The following is a 19,940-nucleotide window of genomic DNA, read 5'->3' on the forward strand; positions in this document are numbered from 1 at the left end:
TAATTACGAGAAAGTCTCATAAATCATAATTCACACTTCATAATTGTCTTTAGTCAAAGACTAAAGACTGATCAGACCTTCTGTGTCCTGGGACATTGCGGTGTAGAATGCAAAGCGTGCATCCACTTCCTTCTGGAGGTCGTCGGCCAGCTTCTTAGCAACTTCCGGGTTGTTACGGGTGAGCTGCTTGTAGCGGTTTTCGGTGTAGATGTATTCTGCAACCGGGATAGTCGGGGCCTTGGAGTCGAGAACAAGGGGAGCCTTGCCTTCGGCAGCGAGAGCCGGGTTGTAGCGGAGCAGAGTCCAGTAACCGGAATCCACAGCCATCTTCTGGTGTTCCAGCTGGCTGTTGAGATCGAAGCCGTGGTTGATGCAGGGGCAGTAGCAGATGATCAGAGACGGACCATTGTGGGCTTCTGCTTCCTGGAGAACCTTCAGAGCCTGAGCGTCGTTTGCGCCGATGGCGATACGGCCAACGTACACATTCTTGTAGCTCATGGCGATAAGACCGAGGTCCTTCTTGCCAGCGCGCTTACCAGCGGCAGCGAAGAGGGCAACGGCGCCACGGTTGGTGGACTTGGAAGCCTGTCCACCAGTGTTGGAGTAAACTTCAGTGTCAAGGACGCAGATGTTCACATTTTCACCGGTTGCCATGACGTGGTCGAGACCACCGTAACCGATGTCGTATGCCCAACCGTCACCACCGAAGATCCATACGGACTTCTTGACCAGGTAGTCGGCGAATTCGTCGCGGAGGCTTACGGAAGCTTCGTCGGTTGCACCAGCGAGAGCAGCCTTCAGTTCAGCAACGTTAGCGCGCTGAGCCTGGATGCCGGCTTCGTCGGACTGATCCTGAGAAGTGAGCTTAGCCTTGAGTTCAGCAGGAACGTTCACTGCTTCGAGGAGACTTACAGCCTGGTTTGCATGCTTGGTGATTGCAAGACGCATACCGAGACCGAATTCAGCGTTGTCTTCGAACAAGCTGTTAGCCCAAGCCGGACCGCGGCCTTCCTTGTTCTTTGCCCACGGAGTAGTGGGGAGGTTACCACCGTAGATGGAAGAGCAACCAGTTGCGTTTGCTACAACCATGCGGTCGCCGAAGAGCTGAGAAACGAGACGGACGTAAGCGGTTTCGCCACAGCCTGCGCAGGAGCCGGAGAATTCGAACAGAGGTTCGAGGAGCATAGCCTGCTTGACAAGGTTCTTGTTAACCTTGGTGCGGTCAAATTCGGGGAGGTCAACGAAGAAGTCCCAGCACTTGCCTTCCTGAACCTTGATGGGTTCCTGCGGCACCATGTTGATAGCCTTCTTGCCTTCTTCGTTCTTGTCCTTACCGATACAAGCCTGAGTACAGACGCCGCAACCAGTACAGTCGTAGCTGGAGACGGAGATTGCGAATACGGGCTTTTCGGAGCCTTCGAGCTTGAAGCCCTTGGCTGCGGTAAACTTGAAGCCTTCCGGTGCGTTAGCAACGGCAGCTTCGTCTACAACCTTCACGCGGATTGCAGCGTGGGGGCAGACCATAGCGCACTTGCCGCACTGTACGCAAGCGTCCGGATTCCAGGACGGGATGTTCAGAGCGAGGTCGCGCTTTTCGTACTTGGTAGTGCCGGTGGGGAACACACCGTCGCAGGGCATCTTGGAAACGGGGAGCTTTTCGCCGTTGCCCTTGATGATTTCTGCAGTAACTTCGTTAACGAATGCCGGAGCATTGCCGTGGATCGGAGCGCGGAATTCCTTGGTGCTGGTAACAGCGGCCGGAACCTTGACTTCGAACAGGTTTGCAAGAGAAGCATCGATAGCGTCCCAGTTCTTCTGGACCACTTCCATACCCTTCTTGGCGTAGGTCTTTTCGGCATACTTCTTGATGTACTTGATAGCGGTATCGGAATCGAGAACGTTACCCAGCTTGGAGAAGAAGCAGGTCTGCATCACAGTGTTGATGCGACGGCCCATGCCAGTCTTTGCGGCAACGGCGTATGCGTCGATGACGTACACCTTGAGCTGCTTCTTGATGATGACTTCCTGAACCGGACGGGGGAAAGTATCCCAGACGGTTTCAGCGGAGTGCGGGGTGTTCACCAGGAAGGTTGCGCCCTGCTTTGCATACTTCAGCATATCGACAGATTCGAGATGCGGAGTATGGTGGCAAGCAACGAAGTCAGCTTCGTTTTCACCGATCAGGTACGGAGCGTCGATGATGCTCTTACCGAAGCGGAGGTGAGAAGTGGTCATGGAACCAGACTTCTTGGAGTCGTAAACGAAGTAACCCTGAGCGTTGTTTTCGGTTTCGTTACCGATAATCTTGATGGAGTTCTTGTTTGCGCCAACGGTACCGTCGGAGCCCAGACCGAAGAACATGGCCTGGAAGAAGTCGGAATCCAGCTTGAAGTCGGGATCGATGGGGAGGCTGGTGTTGCAGACGTCATCGTTGATACCAACGGTGAAGCGTGCACGCGGTGCTTCGAGCTTGAGTTCGTCGAAGATAGCCTTGACCATAGCCGGGGTGAATTCCTTGGAGGAAAGACCGTAGCGGCCACCGATCATCTTGGGCATAGCCATCTGGCCTGCCATGACGGCTTCAGAAACAGCGGTAAGAGCGTCCTGGAAGAGCGGTTCGCCTGCGGAACCCGGTTCCTTGCAGCGGTCGAGAACAGCGATCTTCTTGACGGTCTTGGGGAGAGCAGCAACAACTGCTTCCATGGGGAACGGACGGTACAGACGTACGTTTACGAGACCGACCTTTTCGCCCTTGGAGTTGAGATACTTAACGGTGTCACCGATGGTGCAGGTAGAAGAACCCATGGAGATGATGACGCGTTCTGCATCGGGTGCGCCCACGTAGTCAACGATGTGATACTGACGACCGGTGAAGGATGCAACCTTGTCCATGTACTTCTGGACGATTTCCGGAACCTTCTTGTAGAAGGGGTTCACTGTTTCGCGGCCCTGGAAGTAGACGTCCGGGTTCTGGGCGGTACCGCGCATGGTGGGGCGGTCCGGAGTGAGGCAGCGTTCGCGGCAAGCCTTCACGTACTTTTCGTCGATGACGCTACGGATAACGCCGTCTTCGAGGGCTTCGATCTTCATGACTTCGTGAGAAGTACGGAAACCGTCGAAGAAGTGGACGAACGGAACGCGGCTTTCGAGAGTAGAAGCGTGAGCCACGAGAGCCATGTCCTGGCATTCCTGAACGGAGGAAGAACCCAGCATAGCGAAACCGGTCTGGCGGCAAGCCATGATATCGGAGTGGTCACCGAAAATAGAAAGGCCCTGCATAGCGAGAGCACGGGCAGTCACATGGAAGACCGTGGGGGTCAGTTCGCCGGCGATCTTGTACATGTTGGGGATCATCAAGAGAAGACCCTGGGATGCGGTAAAGGTGGTGGTCAAAGCACCGGCCTGCAGTGCACCGTGAACGGTACCGGCAGCGCCACCTTCGGACTGCATTTCAAAAACGCGGGGAACCTGGCCCCAAATATTCTTCTTACCAGCTGCGCTCCAGTTGTCGGCGTGTTCAGCCATAGGACTAGACGGTGTAATCGGGTAGATAGCAGCAACTTCACTAACTGCAAAAGCAACGTTAGCGGTAGCTTCATTACCGTCACACGCAATCATCTTCTTTGCCATGTGTGTCTCCAATTATTGTGTTAATTCAATAAACTTGCGATTTAAAAAAATCCAACGTAAATTTACCCATTTTTAATGTCAAAAAGTGAAATATTTTTCAAAAATTCACTAAAAAATCCACTTTTTTGAACACTCCGTGTAAAGGTCTGCCGGAAAATGACCATTCTGAGGGGTAAACGACCTTTCTAAAAACTTACAAAAAGATTATTTGTGTTCGAAAGGGCGGTTTTTCATCTGATAACTTCAAAAACGTACTTCAAAAAGTATGCTTTGACTACATGCAGCCCTTAAGTTTCATACCCACCTTTAGGGGCTGATCCTTGCCAAGCTTGTTGATTCGTCGAACCGCATCTTCGGAAATGTAGAAGAACGCCGCCACATCGGCTACGGTATCGCCTTTTTTGACGATATAGACATTTTCAATTTTTAGCTTGGACTGGATTTTACGATGGGCTTGAATAGCCTTTTTCTTGGAATATTTTTCTACGCCGGGTTTCAGCTGCCAATGGGGGAAGTCTACAACGGTAGTGGGGTCGATGTTCACGTCGCCGTAGCGGATCTCGAAGTGGAGGTGGGCTCCGGAAGATTTTCCGGTGTTGCCAGCGAGGCCAACGATATCGCCGGGGTAAACCTGGTCGCCAACCTTGACGGTGCGTTCGGCCAGGTGGCCATAAAGGGTCTGCAGACCGTTTTCGTGCTGTACCAGGACGTAGTGGCCGTAGCCGCCCTGATTGTATTTAGAGACGATCACTTCGCCGGGGTAGGCGGCAACCATGGGCTCACCTTTTTCTACCTGGATGTCTACGCCGCGGTGGAGTCGGTGGTCGCGGATTCCGTAGGGGGAGCCGAGACGGGCCTCGTGTGTAATGGGGATGAGCATGGTAGAAAAGTCGAAATACTCGCCGACGGTTTCGGTCTTGGTGGGCTTCTTTTCGCCATTCTTCCTGGATTTCCTGCTCTTTTTGGTGGCGTCCACGAATTCGACTTCAACGCCCTGCTTTTCGTAGAGGAGGGCCTTGGTGAAAGCCTTGGGATCGTCTGACTTTATAGAGACTTTCTTTGTGGAATCGCTGGGGGATTCGTCGTCCTTTGCGATTTTGCCCGAGGATTTCTTGCTGGATTTTTTTGAGGACTTCGTAGACTTCGACGCCTTGGATTTTTTCTGCTTGTCCGTCTGTTTTTCCTTCTGCTTGTCTTTTTGCTTTTCCTTGGACTTTTCTTTCTGGGTGTCCTTCGATGTCTTGGATTCTACCTGGGTGGTGGATTTATGGGAGGATTCTTTGGGGGCAGTCTTTGCCAATGCGGGGCTGAGGAGCGCCGCAATGAGAAGGACTATTAAGACTGCCTTGTTCACCCTGATGCTCCTACTTCAAGAATGCGAAAAATACCGCAGCGATGATACACAGGAACGCCACGATGTGGTTCCACTGCAAAGTTTCTGTGTGGAATACGGTAACCGCAATGACGGTAAAAATGGTAAGGGAAATGGCTTCCTGGATAATCTTCAGCTGCATCAGGCTGAAGGGACCGCCGTTAATGCGGCTGCCGATGGAGTTGGCGGGAATCATGAAGCTGTATTCCAGGAGGGCGACACCCCAGCTGGCAAGGATTACGAGAATCAGGGGCCAGTCGGTGCTGATATGCATTTCCTTGAGCTTCAGGTTGCCGTACCAGGCAAAGGTCATAAAGATATTAGAACAACAAAGAAGAAGAATGGTAAAGATTCCTGCGCGCATTTTTTTTGCCAATGTATTGAATGGTTAAACTTTTTTGTTTGCCCGTTGGACTTCACCACGAAGGCGGTAGGGGCGTCCAGTGGAGTGCTGATAGGCCAGGCGAGCCCGAACTTGTTCCAGGTACTTTATATAGGTCTCACTTTGATAGTCGCGGTAAGTCCAGTCAAAGCTGTGGAAGTGTCCGTCCTGGAAATAGAGGGTAGGTTCCACGAAAATGCCCCGCTGCATGTACACGCGTTGGCGCTGGTCCTTGGTGGTGGCCAAGAAAAACTGCCCGAGAGTCATATAGCCCGGATCCAGATTTACGGGACGCAGGCCCGGTGTGCCGTTCTTTTCGGCGATTTCCAGCTCGATGTCGTTGGTCCAGAGCTTGATATCTACGATTTCAGTACGGTCAACCAGAGTCTCGTAACTGAAGAAGGCGCGGACAGGGGCGGTTCCGATTTCATCTTTATAATAGTTGGTAAAGGTGAAAGGGAAGGGAAGGAGGTTCAGGTCTTCTTCGCCGAATTTCTGACGGAGGGGCTCGCGGACCGCTTCAACGGCGGCTGCGTCCTGAGCCAGGATGCCAACGATGATCTTGACCTTTGCCGGTTCCTTGATTGCGCCCATTGTTAACTCCTCGACCTCTTATAAACCCTTGGAATCTTCTTCGGAAAGCTTGTAGATGTAAGGCCAGTTCTTGCCGGTAATCCACAGGTACTTTCCGTCGTAGGCGATTCCGTTCAGCACGTCCATATGGGGGTACTTGTTTTGCAGTTCGTACACCTTGCGGGACAAGTCAAAATACTTCTTGACGTGACCGGTGGGCAATTCGATGATGGCGATGGCCGCGGTTTGCCAGATGTTGGCGTAGAGGGTGTTGCCCACAACTTCCAGTTCGTTCAGCAACTTGATTGGGTGTCCGTTATCGGTAACGTCGATGACTCCAACCACATAGAAACCGCCCAGCGCCAACTGTAGAAGCTGGCTGGATCCGTTGCTCATGAGCAGGGCGTCTTTCCAGTAGGTCAGTCCCCATCCTTCTGTGGGAATGCGGAATTCGCCTTTCTTGGAAAAAGGTTTGCGGTTGTAGATGAAGGCCTTCTTGGATTTCCAGGTCAGGTAGAAGATGTCGTCACCCACGGCAATGGAACCTTCGCCAAAGTAACGTTCCTGGAGCATGGTGGAATCAAGTACCTTACCTTCCAAGGTTCGACGGTACAATCCCGACTGCCCATATTGTCCTGTAGTTTCGATCAGCTCGTTTCCGTCAAAGAAGAGACCCTGGGTAAAATGAGTCTGTTCGTGGGGAATCGAATCGATGATGGTGGGGACCACGCGGGGGGCTTCGGCAAAACTGGCCGTAGCAAGAATGGCGACACATGCAAGAACGATGGCGGCAAATCTTTTCATGGTGGTATCCGGTTAGTTCCTAAATGTCCACACGATACCGTAGGCGAAGCGGAGCCCTTCGGGAGTGTAACCCGATTCCGGCATGTAGATACTGTGGTTGAAGTTTTCGATTCGGCTGTAAATCTCGAACTGCAGAATCTGCATGCGGGCCTCGAAATCCAGGGCCAGATACTTCTTCATGGGCTCCAGTTCCAGGTTGCCGTTTTCGCCGATGGTGCAGTCGTAATGGTCGCCGAACCACTGCCAGTCAACACGGACACTTACACCCAGGCGGTCGAACACGAATCGGTTCTGCCAGTGGATGCTACCCTTGTAGTAAAGTTCCTGGGTGTCCATAAGCTTGGTGCTACGGTCCAGAGTCTGGCCTCGTTCTATGTAGAACTTCCAGTTGCCCAGGCGGAAGCCAAATTGCAACAGCCAATCCAGACTGGAAACGTGATCGATGTTTGTGTAGGTATAGGCTTCTTCGATGGTGTTGGTGGAGTCTACATGGCCCCACTTGACCCAACGGGGCTTGATCAGGTCGTCTACATGTTCCTTGCGCAGACCCAGCCCGTAAAAGACTTCGCGCTTCTGGTAAGCCAGGTTCACCGTGGTGCGGTTCCTTTCTTCGTACTTCAAGTCGTTACGATGGAAGGCGAGACGTCCTGTTTCGTTAATCTTGATTTGGCCCACGTCGGGGAACTTGTTGTCGTGACGGAAGGCTGCGTTCAACTTCAAATGGAAAGGCAACAGGGCGGTAGCGTCAAAGGAATAGGCCTTGGCGAATTCCTGTTCGTCGTTTACGGAACTGTTGCGCTGCATGCCGGTCTGGGTCCTGAAGTAGAAACGGTGCCACAGGGTGTCCGACAGTTCCAGATAACCCATTTCGCGGTCCTGCAGATAGGTGTAGTGGTCGTCGTTGGCGTCATGGTAATCGGTGTTCAGGAACTCGTACTTGAACTTGATGGCCGGGTTCAGCAAGGTGTGGTAGGCGATACCGAAGTTGCCCAGGATCGATTCATAGTTGATATACTTGGTGGTATCGTAATAGAGAGTGTCTTCCTGTTCTACACCCAGGGTGTCCAGGTACTTCTTGGTGCCGCTGACAAAGTGGGGCAGGGAATCCTCTTCGATTTCGTGATTGCCATAATTGATGTCGGCACTGAACGTCAGATTTTTTAAGGGGTAAAGCTCGATACCCGCTCCATAGGTGGAGGCCTCGATATCGATAGTGTAAGGATTTTGCTGGAATGTCCTGATGGATTTGTCCAGGGAGTCCAGCAGAACCTTATGGTTGGGATTGTCGGCGTTTTCCAGGTAGAGGAAATTCATTCGGGTGTAAATCTTACCCACGCCAAAACGGGCGGTAACCACTGGCTGCAGATGCATGCTGTTCATGGCGATGTTACGGCCTGCAAAGGGAATCTGGCTGGAGTCGCGACCCAGGGAGAAATAGGGGGAGTGGGTCACGTTGGTATAGCTGTATTCCTTGGAATCTACGTCGGAGTGGCTGGCGATACCCAACTCGAAAGTGACGGAGTCGGTGACCAGGCGCTTGAATTCCAGACGCAGGGCGTTTCCGCTAAAGGCGGGGCGTTCCCAGTTCAAGTCGGTAATGGGGGTGTCGACGGCGATCCCCTTACGTTCCTCTACCAGTATGCCGTTCTCGCCATTGAGACCCAGGGTACTTCCATCGTACATGAGACGGGTGGTGTACAGGCCTGCCAACATGCTGGGGTAACGCTGACTGATAGAACCCATTCCCATGGCGTCCGGGTCCAGTTCGGGCCTACCCAGGATCGAGGTTCCCAACATCCAGTAGGACTTCTGGCCAGAAATATCGTAAGTGCGCTGCATGACTTCGGTCAGGGGCAATACCCAGCGGCCCGCATCGGTTTCGCGGGGGGCGGGGTCAATTCCGTTGGGGGACTGGTAGACGGAGTCCTGGGGGGTGGGAAGAGTGTAGCCTAGGGAACGGACCGGTTCTGCAAAGACTGCGACGGCAATCAGCAACAAGAAAAAGATGGCGCGGAACATGTAAGCGGGACCCACTTTTAGTACCATTCGGCGCGAAGCTTTTCGCGGCGTTCACGAAGGGCCTGGACTACAGTGTAAGGCATCTTCATGCAGTTGGGGGCATAAGTACTGCCTTCGGTGTGGAAGTCGCTTCCGCCCGTACCCACCAGGCCGAAACGCAGGGCCATTTCCTTATACTTGCGGCCTACGGCACCCTTCTGGGCGGGGCAGTAGACTTCCATGCCCTGTACGCCCCATTCCACCATCTGTTCGATGAACTCGTCGCTGAGCCCGGACTTGTAGGGGTGGGCAAGAACCGCAATGCCGCCTGCATTTTCGATAAGGCGGATGGTCTGCTGGGGGTTAAGGCCTTTCTTTTCTACAAAGGCGATGCAGCCGTCACCCAGGTACTTGGTGAAGGCTTCGGAAAAACTGCCGATATATTCTTCGGCCACCAGGGACATGGCGATGTGGGGGCGACCGATGACCTTGCCCTTGCAGTAGCTCAGCACCTTCTCGAAAGTGATGTCGATACCCAGGGCGTTCAACTTCTTGATAATGGCCTTGGCTCGGGTAACACGCTGCTTGGCAAAATCCTGGAGCTCCATGTTCAGGGCCAGGTTGGTGGGGTCGCAGTAATAACCCAGAATGTGGATGTCCTTGCCCTGCCAGACAGAAGAAATCTCGATACCGGGGATAATCTCCAGGCCGATGGCCTTGGCCGGTTCCGCAGCCAGGTTATAGCTATCCAGGTTGTCGTGGTCGGTAATGGAAATGCAACGAAGACCTTTTCGCTTGCTTAAGGTCAGAACTTCTTCGACGTCCAGGGTACCATCAGAAAGCTTGGTATGCAGATGGAGATCTGCATAACCGCCGTTTTCGGTAATGATGGTAGAAAAGCCTTTTTGCATTACTTGACCCCGTAATACTGGGCGATGAGGGCGGCCTCGCTGGAAGTGCTGGGCTGCAGGCTCAAGTTCAGGAAGGGGTAGACCTTTTCGGAACAGAAACCGATGCGGCAGTCGGCTCCGCTAACCTTGGCCAGGTAGAGGCGGGGGAGGAAGGCGTCGCCCAGGTAGATGACCACCGAGGGGGCAAATTCCTTGATCTTCTGTTCCATTTCCATAAAAACGGGTTCCTCGAAACGGCATTCCAGGTCGCTAAAGTAGATAGCCTGGGCGCGCTTGGCCGAAACCAGGGCGTGGAGGGATTCGTGGGCCACCAGCAACACATTCTTGAAAAATGCCTGGGGCATCTGGTGCATAAAGGGGGCTACACGCTCCATGTCGCGATGGAGAAAAACCAAAGTCTTGGGGTTGTTCTTCAAAGCCTCGGGGAAGTTAAAAGCTCCGGAATCTTCACCTGCCTTCTTCAAAAACCAGCGGAACAGGGAATCCTGGCTGCTGAAACGCTTAAAAAAATAGCGGAAACGATTGGTAAAGTACGGTGAAGGTTTCAATTTGTCCTCGGAGCGTTAGTGGGCTGAAATATATTAAATTTGGCCTATGGCAAAACCGAAGTTCTACGCAATTAAGACCCCTAGCGAAAGCAAAATCGTAACCACCTGGGACGAATGTCTAAAATTGACCCATGGAGTCAAGGGGGTGCTATTTAAATCCTTCGGTTCCATGGCTGAAGCCGAAGCCTGGATCTCCGGCATGGAAGCCCCTGTTCCCGGAGGAGTCCGCGTATTCGTGGATGGATCCTTTTCTCCCGGGTTCCCCTATTCCGGATGGGCCTTTGTCGTGACAGAAGATGACAAGGAAATCGCCAGAGGGAACGGTCTGACGGCTTTCGAGGCCGAAAGTCGAAACATCGATGGGGAAGTCATGGCCAGCTATCAGGCCATGCGCTGGCTGGACGCCCACAACATGAACGGCGTCATCTGCCACGACTACGAAGGCATCGCCCGCTGGGCCAAAGGCGAGTGGGCCGCCAAGAGCAATATCGCCAAACGCTACGTGACCGCCGCCCAGCCCTTCCTGCACCGCGTAAAGTTCGAAAAAGTTGCCGCCCACACTGGCGTCAAGTGGAACGAACTGGTGGACAAGCTGGCCAAGGAAGCCATCCAGGCTGGAAAAACCGCCCAGAAAAAGTAGGACGGCGGGGCGTTTTTTGCGTTTTTCGCTCAAAAATGCTAGTTAATTTGTTTGTCAGAGCCGTTTCCCCTGACTTCCTTGGTGAAAATTTTTCTGTTAGAGCTGAATCCCGTGGAGGGAATCGTGCAAATTCTTCCGTCGGAGTACAATCCCGCGTTGCGGAAAGTGCAAAATTTTCCGTCGGAGCTCAATCCCGTGTTGCGGAACGCGCAAATTTTCCTGTCGGAGCGCAATCCCGTGTTGCGGAAAGTGCAAAATTTTTTGTCAGAGCACAATTCCCTGGAGGGGAACGTGCAAATTCTTCCGTCGGAGCGCAATTCCCTGGAGGAAAAAACGCAAAATTTTCTGTCAGAGCGGAATTCCGCGGAACGGAAAGAGCAATGCTTTTTGACGGAGACGAATCCCATTTGTGGGAAAGAGGCCTGTCTTGCATCAGTTCCCGTCCACCGTCATAGAAAACCGCAATACATTCCGCTAGACCTAAATGGTAGGACTAACGCCCCTAGTGTTGTGTAAAACACTATGCAATGATGTGATTTTTCTGTAACCTTTGTGATATCTTTCTGTAGTTTTTCTATAATGGAGCGACAATAGCTCCAAGGTGGAGTGGCTATACCCTTTGGGGGTAGAGCGTAGGAAATTGAATTTAAGGAATTGAACCATGAATATCGCAATCGTCGGTACAGGCTATGTGGGCCTTGTAAGCGGTACATGCTTCGCCGAAATGGGTGTGAATGTCACCTGTGTTGACGTCAATCAGGCAAAAATTGAATCCCTTCAGAAGGGTCAAATCCCTATTTATGAGCCGGGCCTTGACGAAATGGTGCTCCGTAACCAGCGTGAAGGACGTCTTCACTTTACAACGGATTTAGCCAGTGTCCTGGACGATGTGGAAATGGTTTTTAGCGCAGTAGGTACCCCTCCCGATGAAGATGGAAGTGCCGATTTGCAGTACGTTTTGGCTGTTGCCCGTACTTTTGGCCAGAATATCAAGAAATATACCGTGCTGGTAACCAAATCCACAGTCCCGGTTGGTACTGCCCAGAAGGTAAAGGCTGCCATCCAGGAAGAACTGGATAAGCGTGGTGTTCAGATTCCCTTTGACGTGGCCAGCAACCCCGAATTCCTGAAAGAAGGCTCGGCAATTGCAGACTTTATGAAGCCGGATCGCGTGGTGGTGGGTGTAGAAACCGAACAGGCCAAGGAAATCATGACCCGCCTGTATCGCCCCATGATGCTGAACAATTTCCGTGTCATCTTTACAGATATTCCTTCTGCAGAAATGATCAAGTATGCAGCCAACTCCATGCTGGCTACCCGCATTAGTTTCATGAACGATATCGCCAACCTCTGTGAATTGGTTGGTGCCGACGTGAATATGGTTCGTAAGGGAATCGGTAGTGACTCCCGTATCGGTAGTAAATTCCTTTATCCCGGTTGCGGTTACGGTGGAAGTTGCTTCCCCAAGGATGTTAAGGCTTTGATCAAGACCGCCGAAAAGAATGGCTATAAAATGGGCGTTCTTAAGGCTGTGGAAGAAGTTAACGAATACCAGAAGACCGTGCTCTTCAATAAGCTTTGCAAGCACATGGGTGGAGTCGAAAACATTAAGGGAAAGACTATCGCCATGTGGGGCCTTGCCTTTAAGCCTGAAACCGATGACATGCGCGAAGCCACCGCCCTGGTCCTTATTGACCTGCTTCTTAAGGCCGGCGCCAACATCCGCGTATACGACCCTGTTGCCATGGAAGAATGCAAGAGAAGAATGTCCGTCGCTCGTCATTCTGAGCGAAGCGAAGAATCCAGTGACGTACCAGCCATCACCTACTGCAACGACATGTACGAAGCACTCCTCGATGCAGAAGCCCTTCTCCTGGTTACAGAATGGAAGCAGTTCCGCATGCCTAGCTTTGGCGTGATGAAGAAGTCAATGAAGAACCCCCTCATCATCGATGGTCGTAACATTTACGACGCCAAGGAAGTCGCAGAGGCTGGGTTTGTTTATGATGCAATTGGGTGCTGATAAATATCGTATGAAAAAAGTAATCACTTACGGGACTTACGACCTGCTACATCAAGGGCATATCAATCTTCTCAAGCGAGCCAAGGCATTGGGAGACTATCTGATCGTAGGTGTTACCAATGACAACTTTGACCGCGATCGCGGCAAACTGAACGTGCGTAACAATGTCCTGGAAAGAGTCGAAGCCGTGAAGGCTACAGGCCTTGCTGATCAAATCATCATTGAAGACTATGTCGGCCAAAAAATTGACGACGTCCAGAAGTATGACGTAGACATTTTTGCAATCGGATCCGACTGGGAAGGGAAATTTGATTATCTGAACGAATTCTGCGAAGTGGTATATCTGCCCCGAACCGAAGGCATTTCCTCCACCATGCTCCGAGCAGAAAGCCAGGACGTGGTGAAGGTAGGCATCATCGGCTGCGGCAGAGTCGCGAACCGTTTCCCATCCGAAACAGGAGTGGTGAATGGAGTATCCATCTCCGCTGCCTACGATATTGATCCGAGCGCCAGCCAAAATTACGCAAAGAAATTTGAAGGCGTTACACCGTATGCAAATTTGGACGAATTCTACAAGAATGTAGACGCAGTCTATATCGCAACACCTCACCTGAGCCATTACGACAATATCAAAACCTCCCTCCAGGCTGGCAAGCACGTTCTGTGCGAAACTCCCATGGTCTTGAACAAGGATCAGGCCAAGGAACTATACAAGTTAGCGGAAAATCAGGGTGTCATCCTGATGGAAGCCAACAAGACAGCCCACTGTCCCGCATTCAACCACCTAATGGTGATGATCAAGTCAGGCCTCATAGGCGAGGTGGTGGACATTGAAGCATCCTTATCCCAGCTGCTAGACAAGAAGGGGCGCGAATTTGATCCAGCCCAGGCAGGTGGTGCCATGTTCGAACAAGGCTCTTATCCCCTTCTTCCCATTCTAAAACTGATGGGAATCAACTACGAAAGCATCCAGTTATTCTCACGTATGGAAAACGGCGTGGATGTTCATACCAAGGGACTTATCAAATATCCCAAGGCCGTTTGTTCTTTCAAGGTCGGGCTGGGTGTTAAAACCGAAGGCAACCTGGTAATTTCGGGAACTAAGGGATACGCCTATGTTCCTGCTCCTTGGTGGAAGACGGACTATTTTGAACTTCGCTACGAAGACAGCAACAACAATAAGAAATTCTTCTATAAGTGGGATGGCTTTGGCCTTCGTTACGAAATCCAGGAATTCATCAGTTGCATCTACAACCATAGGTTCTCCTCCGCCCGACTCCGCCGTAGGGAAAGCATCTGCATGGCAGAAATTATGGAGCAGTTCAGCCAGCGTAAAAACTTTTTTGAGATTTAAAAGAAGGTATTTCTATGATCAACTTTACCGTAGGTCCGGTCCAATCCAGCGATGCTGTTCGAACCGTCGGTGCGGAACAGGTCCCGTACTTTCGTACTGCAGAATTTTCTCAGCTGATGTTCGAGAACGAAACCCTGGTGAAAAAGTTCGCCAAGGCAACCGATGATTCCAAGGTTGTCTTCATTACCGGATCAGGCTCTGCCGGCATGGAAACCGCCATCATGAACACCTTGACCCCAAAGGACAAGGCCATCGTGGTGAACGGCGGTAGCTTCGGCCACCGTTTTGTGGAACTTTGCGAGCTCCATGAAATTCCCTTTACCGAAATCAAGCTGAACGCGGGCAAGGCCATTAAGGCGGAACACCTGGCCGAATTCAAAGGCAAGGGCTATACCACCTTCATCGTGAATAAGCACGAAACATCCACTGGTGTCCACTACGACATGAACCTGATCAGCGACTTCTGCAAACGCAACAACCTGTTCCTGATCGTGGATTGCATCAGCACCTTCCTGGCAGATCCTTTCGATATGGCCGGCCTTGGCGTAGACATCATGATTACAGGTTCCCAGAAGGCCTTGGCCTGTCCTCCGGGCATTTCCGTCATGGCACTTTCCCCCAAAGCACTGAAGCGCGTCGAAGAAGTCAAGTGCAAGTGCCAGTACCTGGACCTGAAACTTGCGCTGAAGAATGCCGAACGTGGCCAGACACCCTGGACCCCTGCAGTAGGCATTCTGCGTCAGATCCACACCCGTCTAAAGGAAATCGAGGCAAACGGCGGAGTGGAAGCGGAAATCGCTCGTACCGCAGCGCTGGCCAATTACTTCCGTGACCAGATCAAGGATTTGCCCTTCGAAATCGTTTCCGAATCTCTTTCCAATGCAGTGACCCCACTTCATCCCACCACAGCATCTGCTTACGACATCTTCCTGAAAATTAAGGACGAATACGGGATGTGGATTTGCCCCAACGGCGGAGATATGAAGGACACCATTTTCCGCGTCGGTCACATTGGTGCTCTTACCACTGCGGACTATGATGACTTAATTGAGGCTTTTAAGGATTTGCAAAGGAAGGGCTTTATCTAATGCATCTTATGTTTAAACTAAAAAGATGCGTTCGTATGTTTTTTGAAACATCTTTTCTTAAAACGTTATACTTTAATTTTAGGGTATTACCATTTAGACAAGCGGTTCATGTTCCTATATATCTTTATCCTCGGGTTGAACTTGTTGGCATTTATCGAGGATGTATTAGGTTTGTAGATGAAAAGAATATTTATGGAGGAATGATTTCTATAGGATATAACAAATATCCAGTTACACCTTCCAAAAAAACATATACTTTATTGCGCTTTGAAACTAAAGGGAAACTACTTTTGGGATCAGAAGTTGTAATAAAAAATGGGTGTGTTATTTGCGTTTATAAGAAAGCTGTTCTAGAAATTGGGAAAAATTTTTATTGTAATTCAAATACATCAATATATTCAAAAAGTAGTGTGTTAATAGGGGATAATTGCAGTTTTGGGTGGAATTGCCAAATTTACGATTCCAATTTCCATTTTATGTATGATGAATCGAAACATTCAATTTCCAAGTGTCACGGGAATGTTGTTATTGGAAATAATGTGTGGATTGCGAATAGTTGTGTCGTTTCAAAAAATGCTGTGATTCCTCCATTTTCTGTTGTGGCAAATGGAAGTTTGGTGAATAAGAACTTTTCAAGTATTGAGTCATTTGGAAATGTTTTTGCTGGAGTACCTGCAAAGGTTGTTGCTACGGGAAAAACAATGATAAAAAATTTGAAATTTGAACATTTTTTGTTGAAATATTTTGATGAACATGAAAATGAGAATGAATATTTTCTAGAGAAAAAGGAAAATAGTTGGTTTGAGAATTGATTTATGGATCAAACTGTAAAAAATCAGACGATAAATAGCGCAAAATGGAACTTTCTTGAAAGAATAGCTGTTCAGGGTATTCAGTTTATTCTTGGCGTTGTAATGGCTCGAATGTTGGTTCCTTCTGATTATGGGGCTGTTGGAATGTTAGCTGTTTTTTTTGCAGTGTCTCAATCTTTTATAGATAGTGGTTTTAGTTCTGCTTTGATTCGAAAAAAAAATCAAAGTGATAGAGATTTCAGTACTGTATTTTACTTCAACATTGTTATTTCCCTAGTCGCCTATGGAATTTTATTTGCAATAGCTCCATGGGTTGGCTCCTTTTTTAATTTGCCAATTTTGTGCTCTGTTTTGAGAGTACAGGCTGTTGTTCTGGTTATAAATGCGTTTATGGCGGTTCAAGTTGCAATGTTGCAAATTAAATTAGATTTTAGGTCTTTAGCCCTACGAAATGTTTTAGCTACACTCGTATCAGGTTTTTGTGGTGTTGCTTTTGCTTATTTGGGATATGGTATTTGGTCGCTGGTTTACCAACAGATAATTGCCGCTGCATTTAATTTGATTTTTATTTGTTGCGTTTGTAGGTGGTTCCCCAAAACCGGTTTTTCTTGGCGTTCATTTAGGGAACTCGGTTCCTTTGGGTTTAAGTTACTAGTTTCAGGATTACTTCATACTTTGTATCTGAACATGACGTCTTTTGCAATAGGTAAATTTTATTCTCCCAAAGATTTAGGTTTTTACACTCGAGGCTCGCAGTTTGCTCAATTGCCGAATAAAACGATAAATGGTGTACTTCATTCCATTATGTATCCCATTATGGCCAAAATACAAGATGATGAAGCACGCCTGATTAATGTTTATCGCAAATATATCCGCATAACCTCCTTATCAATATTCATTTTTTCAGGACTTCTCGTTGCTCTTGCAAAACCAATAATTCTCCTCTGTTTGACGGACAAATGGTTTAACGCAATTATTTTTTTGCAGGCATTTGCTTTTTCGAGTATGTTTGATCACTTAAGTACAATTAATTTGACGTTGTTAAAAGTGAAGGGTCGTTCGGATTTATATTTGAAGTTGGAAGTTATAAAAAAGCTGATTTCGGTGACAATTCTGTTTTTAGCAATACCCAATGGTGTTTTGGCTATTTGCTTGTCTGCAGTTGTATATAATTTTATTGCTGTGTATATTAATAGTTATTACACAGGAAAATTTTTTAAGTTAACGTGCTTCCAGCAATTTAAAGATTATTTGCCGTATCTACTTTGTTGTATCTTTGCTTGTACCCCAGCTTATTTGCTCACGCTCTTAAATATTCCATATTTGATAATGATTTCTGTAGGGTCCATGGTTGCTTTAGGTCTGTATTGGTTCTTACTCCGTAATAATGCTGACATGATAGAAATCATTGGTTTGGCAAAAGACAAATTTAGACGTAAAAGGTATAATAATGTTTGATTTTCTGAAAAATATTGTAGCACGATGCGCAAACAGACTTTGTAAAAAACAAAAAAACGCTATACTTTTTTACCCACATGGGAACTGTCGTTTTGATGGATACGATATATTGAATGGTGAGTCTGATAATGTCTTGTGCTTGTTGAATGACATGCTTCAGGATAGCCGATTTAAGGACTTCCATTTTTTTGTGGTTTATTATCATAAAGATCGTTTAAAATCATATCAAAAATATTGTGAAGCGTTTCATTTAGATCGAATTCATTTTGTGCTAGCTTCCGAAAAAATTTCTGTTATGAAAGCTGTTTTTAAATGTTATACGATTTTTACAGATACAGATTTCACTCGCATTTGTTATCGAGTGTCGACTCAACGTGTTGTGTGCCTTAATTATTTTGGAGGATTGATAAAAAATGAGTTTTTCCGAATAGAAGAAATGGGCGGTTATAAAAGTATGATACGTGAACAAAATAAGATGCATTATCTTTTTGATTACCATTTGTCTATTTCAGACATTTGTTCAAAATTTATTGCCTTAGACAACTGCCATTATTATGGTAATTTCTTGTCGTTAGGTTTTCCTCGCAATGATGTCTTGTTTAAGGACCACTTGAATCTGAAAAGTGAAATTGAAAAAATTGTTGGTTTTAAGTTCAAAAAAATAATTACTTATGTTCCAACGCATCGAGATTATGAAAATAGTAAACGATCTTTTTATAACGAAAAAAACGAATCTCCACGATCAATATGGGGACATGTGTGCGAAAGTGATTTGGTATTGCTTGAAAAAATGCTTGAGGAAACAGAAACTCTTGTTGTTGCCAAAGTTCATCCTGTGCAACAAGCGCAAACATCTGTGATTGTAAAGAAATCAAGTAGACATGTGCTTTTTTATAGTGATTTAGTTGAGAATGTTAAAACAAGTTTAAATCCTCTCCTTGCTATATCGGATAGTATCATTACAGATTACACCACAACCGTATATGATTTTCTATACCTAAATCGTCCTATTATTTATTATTTCTATGATTATGAACAATATCGCTCAACAAGAGGTTTTTTTGTTGATCCTATTGAACCGATTTGTGCTGGCCATATAACTTATAATATGCAAGAATTGATTCTTGCAATTCAAGACATATGTTTAGGAAAAGACCCTGAAAGGGAAAAAAGGCTTGTTCTTCAAAAAATGTTCATTAAGTATTTGGATAATAAAGCCTGTACTCGCATCAAAGAATATTTTTTTCGAGATAATTAAATGCAGTTGTCGCCTATATACCTATTGTTATTGACGTTAGCATCGGTGTTTGCATTTTTTTATAAGAATAAAATGCTGGCCTGGGCGCTGTGTGTTTTCATGTTCGTCCTTGCTGTTTTTCGTGGGGTTGAAGTTGGTACGGATTGTCTGGGCTATCAAAAAGATTATTATATCATAAAAAGCGTTTTTGACGGAAATAAAATATTTCATTCTTTTGAAATCGGCTTTGTCGGATTAATAGCCCTGTTTAAACAGTATGTGACTAGTTTGTATTTGCCATTTGTTTCGGTGCTTTTCTGTGTATTTTGGTTTGGATTTTTAAAATTCATCAAATATTACAATATTCCACTAAGCTTGGCTTTATTCTTTCTGTTAACCCAATCTCATTATTTTTATGCATACAATATTATGCGACAGATGATGGCCTTGGGATTAATTGTATCTGTTATTTCTTGGCTTTATGAAAAAAAATATGTCAAGTTTTGTTTGTATGTTATCATTGTTAGTATGCTTTTCCATAAAAGCTCTATAATATTTGCTTTTTTATGTGTTATTCATCATTATTATCATAAATGTCCAAAATTCTTCTCAAAGAAGAATATGTACATTGCTGTAATTTTGTCGTTCTTGTTCTTTTTCACGGCCGATCAGACATCGATGGGAATGTTGGCTTCAATGGCAGGCTTGTTCTATAGTCGATATGAACAATATTTACTGGGATCGATTGGAACCGGGGTGGAAACAGGCTATTTGTTCATGGGTTGTCAGTCTCTATTTGTGCTGGCCTTGATTTTTTTGTATAATAATAATGAACGCAATAAATTTGAATTTATTGTCTATATTACGGGAATTGTTATATTCAACGTATTAAGCGCGATATCGGTTGTAGCGACCCGTGTTGCAGAGAGTTTCCTGATATTTAACACAGTGTTATTTCCTATGCTGATGTTGGACAAGACCAACAAACGTTTGAAATGGATTAGAATTGTAATTGTTGTTGTATCTCTTGTTTTGTTTTTCTATAGGTATGGAGTCAAGAATGATGGTCTTGTGAATCCATATTATTTTGAATCAAGGTTTGAGGAGTGA

Annotated in this window: 16 protein-coding genes; 8 read left to right on the forward strand and 8 right to left on the reverse strand. The window is 47.5% G+C overall.

Going from position 1 to position 19,940, the window contains the following annotated elements:
- Positions 1–60: 60 nt before the first annotated feature.
- The 8 genes from nifJ to BUB94_RS12540 form a co-directional block, all read right to left on the reverse strand.
- On the reverse strand, positions 61–3,630 hold the full coding sequence (nifJ, locus tag BUB94_RS12505; RefSeq protein WP_073237551.1) for a pyruvate:ferredoxin (flavodoxin) oxidoreductase: 3,570 nt from the start codon (positions 3,628–3,630) through the stop codon (positions 61–63).
- Between the two features lie 274 nt (positions 3,631–3,904).
- The gene (locus BUB94_RS12510) at positions 3,905–4,984 is read right to left on the reverse strand and encodes a peptidoglycan DD-metalloendopeptidase family protein (protein WP_073237554.1); all 1,080 of its coding nucleotides are present in this window, start codon (positions 4,982–4,984) and stop codon (positions 3,905–3,907) included.
- 10 nt (positions 4,985–4,994) lie between these two features.
- Positions 4,995–5,366 (reverse strand): DMT family protein, encoded by a 372-nt coding sequence (locus tag BUB94_RS12515; protein WP_073159235.1) that lies wholly within the window; start codon positions 5,364–5,366, stop codon positions 4,995–4,997.
- Between the two features lie 24 nt (positions 5,367–5,390).
- Positions 5,391–5,978: a DUF4416 family protein gene (locus BUB94_RS12520; protein WP_073237559.1), complete on the reverse strand. Its 588-nt coding sequence runs from the start codon at positions 5,976–5,978 to the stop codon at positions 5,391–5,393.
- Positions 5,979–5,996: 18 nt separating this feature from the next.
- On the reverse strand, positions 5,997–6,761 hold the full coding sequence (locus BUB94_RS12525) for a glutaminyl-peptide cyclotransferase (protein ID WP_083538276.1): 765 nt from the start codon (positions 6,759–6,761) through the stop codon (positions 5,997–5,999).
- A gap of 12 nt (positions 6,762–6,773) precedes the next feature.
- Positions 6,774–8,807: a hypothetical protein gene (locus BUB94_RS12530; protein WP_254793733.1), complete on the reverse strand. Its 2,034-nt coding sequence runs from the start codon at positions 8,805–8,807 to the stop codon at positions 6,774–6,776.
- The gene (locus tag BUB94_RS12535; protein WP_073159231.1) at positions 8,798–9,670 is read right to left on the reverse strand and encodes a PHP domain-containing protein; all 873 of its coding nucleotides are present in this window, start codon (positions 9,668–9,670) and stop codon (positions 8,798–8,800) included. The genes BUB94_RS12530 and BUB94_RS12535 overlap by 10 nt, the downstream gene beginning before the upstream one ends.
- A complete protein-coding gene (locus BUB94_RS12540; protein ID WP_073159229.1) occupies positions 9,670–10,218 on the reverse strand; it encodes a hypothetical protein in 549 nt (182 codons plus the stop codon). The genes BUB94_RS12535 and BUB94_RS12540 overlap by 1 nt, the downstream gene beginning before the upstream one ends.
- A gap of 46 nt (positions 10,219–10,264) precedes the next feature.
- Here BUB94_RS12540 and BUB94_RS12545 point away from each other — a divergent pair, with 46 nt between their 5' ends.
- The 8 genes from BUB94_RS12545 to BUB94_RS12585 all read left to right on the forward strand — a co-directional run bounded on the left by BUB94_RS12545 (position 10,265) and on the right by BUB94_RS12585 (position 19,940).
- Positions 10,265–10,858 carry a ribonuclease H1 domain-containing protein gene (locus tag BUB94_RS12545; protein WP_073159227.1) on the forward strand — a complete coding sequence of 198 codons (594 nt, stop codon included), beginning with the start codon at positions 10,265–10,267 and terminating at the stop codon, positions 10,856–10,858.
- Between the two features lie 661 nt (positions 10,859–11,519).
- Complete coding sequence (locus BUB94_RS12555; RefSeq protein ID WP_073237565.1) at positions 11,520–12,881, forward strand: UDP-glucose dehydrogenase family protein; 1,362 nt, start codon at positions 11,520–11,522, stop codon at positions 12,879–12,881.
- A gap of 10 nt (positions 12,882–12,891) precedes the next feature.
- Positions 12,892–14,235 carry a Gfo/Idh/MocA family oxidoreductase gene (locus BUB94_RS12560; protein WP_073237568.1) on the forward strand — a complete coding sequence of 448 codons (1,344 nt, stop codon included), beginning with the start codon at positions 12,892–12,894 and terminating at the stop codon, positions 14,233–14,235.
- A gap of 14 nt (positions 14,236–14,249) precedes the next feature.
- Entirely contained in the window at positions 14,250–15,323 is a 1,074-nt protein-coding gene (locus tag BUB94_RS12565; protein ID WP_073237571.1) for a pyridoxal-phosphate-dependent aminotransferase family protein, read from the forward strand.
- A 35-nt stretch (positions 15,324–15,358) separates the two neighbouring features.
- The gene (locus BUB94_RS12570; RefSeq protein ID WP_170932356.1) at positions 15,359–16,135 is read left to right on the forward strand and encodes an acyltransferase; all 777 of its coding nucleotides are present in this window, start codon (positions 15,359–15,361) and stop codon (positions 16,133–16,135) included.
- Between the two features lie 3 nt (positions 16,136–16,138).
- Positions 16,139–17,593: a lipopolysaccharide biosynthesis protein gene (locus BUB94_RS12575; RefSeq protein WP_073237577.1), complete on the forward strand. Its 1,455-nt coding sequence runs from the start codon at positions 16,139–16,141 to the stop codon at positions 17,591–17,593.
- Complete coding sequence (locus tag BUB94_RS12580) at positions 17,586–18,851, forward strand: CDP-glycerol glycerophosphotransferase family protein (protein ID WP_073237580.1); 1,266 nt, start codon at positions 17,586–17,588, stop codon at positions 18,849–18,851. Before BUB94_RS12575 ends, BUB94_RS12580 begins: the two co-directional genes overlap by 8 nt.
- Positions 18,852–19,940, forward strand: coding sequence for an EpsG family protein (locus BUB94_RS12585; RefSeq protein WP_073237582.1), 1,089 nt, complete (start codon positions 18,852–18,854; stop codon positions 19,938–19,940).

Origin of the sequence: Fibrobacter sp. UWH9 (assembly GCF_900129715.1) — a bacterium.
Taxonomy (GTDB): domain Bacteria; phylum Fibrobacterota; class Fibrobacteria; order Fibrobacterales; family Fibrobacteraceae; genus Fibrobacter.